Source organism: Arthrobacter sp. CMU6, from assembly GCF_059090205.1.
Genome location: NZ_JBNHFL010000076.1, coordinates 1 through 1,340 on the forward strand (window position 1 = coordinate 1; position 1,340 = coordinate 1,340).

The following is a 1,340-nucleotide window of genomic DNA, read 5'->3' on the forward strand; positions in this document are numbered from 1 at the left end:
TCACCCACGACTACCCCGTCACCGACGCCCTCACCGCCTTCGAAGTCGCCCGCGACTCCGCCCAATCCGGCAAAGTCCTCCTCAACTTCGGAACAACGTCATGATCACGAACCTGCCGCCCCTCGTGGTCATGGGCGTCTCCGGCTGCGGAAAGTCGACCGTCGGCGCGCTGCTGGGCGAGCGCCTGGGCGTGCCCTTCTTTGACGGCGATGACTTTCACCCGCCGGCCAACAAAGCGAAGATGGCAAGCGGCACACCGCTGAATGACGACGACAGGGCGCCCTGGCTCGCCGAAATCGGCGCCGCACTGGCAACGCCGGCGGAGGGAGCGGGTACGCGCATCATCGCCTGCTCGGCGCTCAAGCGGAGCTACCGTGACCTGCTGCGCAGCTTTGCACCTGACCTGGTATTCATCCACCTCTCCGGCGAGGCCGGAACGATTGCGGGCCGGATCAGCGGCAGGGCGCACGAATACATGCCCAGCAGTCTCCTGGCTTCGCAGCTTGCGACGCTGGAGCCGCTGGGAGCCGATGAGGCGCATATTCCCGTGGACATCCTCGGCGATCCGGCAACGCTGGTGGACGGCATCGTCCGCGAACTGGAACTTTCGTAGCGCTACTTTTGGGGCTGGATTCCGCTGCCCCCGCCCCTGGCGAGTTTCAGTTCGGTGTTGATGATTTCCGCGGAACACTGGAATTGCGCGTTGCAACTTTGCAGCACGATGGTGGCTGCGGCCGTGCCCTCGTTGAAGGCCATCACGTTGGGAACCACCCGGATGGTGACGGTCTGCGACTGCCGGGTGCAGCTGAGCTGTTCGTTTCCGAAGCCGCCGGCGATCCGGCCGTCGCTGACCCTTTGGGTGAGCTGGACGACGGGCACAGCGATGAGCAGGGTGGGGTCGGTGTCGCAGACGAAGGTGACCGGAATATCGACGGCAGCGCCGTCGGCGACGAGGATCCCGGGTCCCGCACTGACAAGCGTCGCAGGGGCTGCATGGGCGGGGGCGGCGATGCCCATGAGGCCGGCGGCGAGGGCGACGGCGGTAAGGCGGCTTCTGGTGCCTATCATCAGGTTTTCCTTGGATAAAGGGTGGCGGGAAGGAAGCGTGGCTGCCCGCGGTCACCGCGCCCGTTGCCGGCGTGGTGACCGGGCGCCTGTACGGGGCCATGTTTATATGGCCATGTGCCCCTGACGGCGGCGCCGTTTCGGTGCCGCGCTGTACTGCCAAACATCGGATGCGCCCGAAAGTCCGGATGGCCGAACCATACTCATGTACCGGTTGCGCTGACAAGAACCAAATGAAAGGGAAGCGGACGACGGCGGGAGGTCCCGCCGTCGTC

The 1,340-nt window shown here is 65.7% G+C and carries 2 protein-coding genes; one reads left to right on the top strand and one right to left on the bottom strand.

Annotated features, from left to right (window positions below; all coding sequences use genetic code 11):
- Positions 1-100 precede the first annotated feature (100 nt).
- Positions 101-613 (top strand): gluconokinase, encoded by a 513-nt coding sequence (locus AC5RWD_RS23105; protein ID WP_494022252.1) that lies wholly within the window; start codon positions 101-103, stop codon positions 611-613.
- Positions 614-615: 2 nt separating this feature from the next.
- On the opposite strand, the gene AC5RWD_RS23110 is transcribed toward AC5RWD_RS23105, so the two are convergent.
- Positions 616-1,068: a hypothetical protein gene (locus tag AC5RWD_RS23110; RefSeq protein ID WP_494022253.1), complete on the bottom strand. Its 453-nt coding sequence runs from the start codon at positions 1,066-1,068 to the stop codon at positions 616-618.
- Positions 1,069-1,340 lie beyond the last annotated feature (272 nt).

Coding starts and splice junctions, on each gene's coding strand:
- AC5RWD_RS23110 (WP_494022253.1), bottom strand. CDS start 1,068: ATGATAGGCACCAGAAGCCGCCTTACCGCCGTCGCCCTCGCCGCCGGC.
- AC5RWD_RS23105 (WP_494022252.1), top strand. CDS start 101: ATGATCACGAACCTGCCGCCCCTCGTGGTCATGGGCGTCTCCGGCTGC.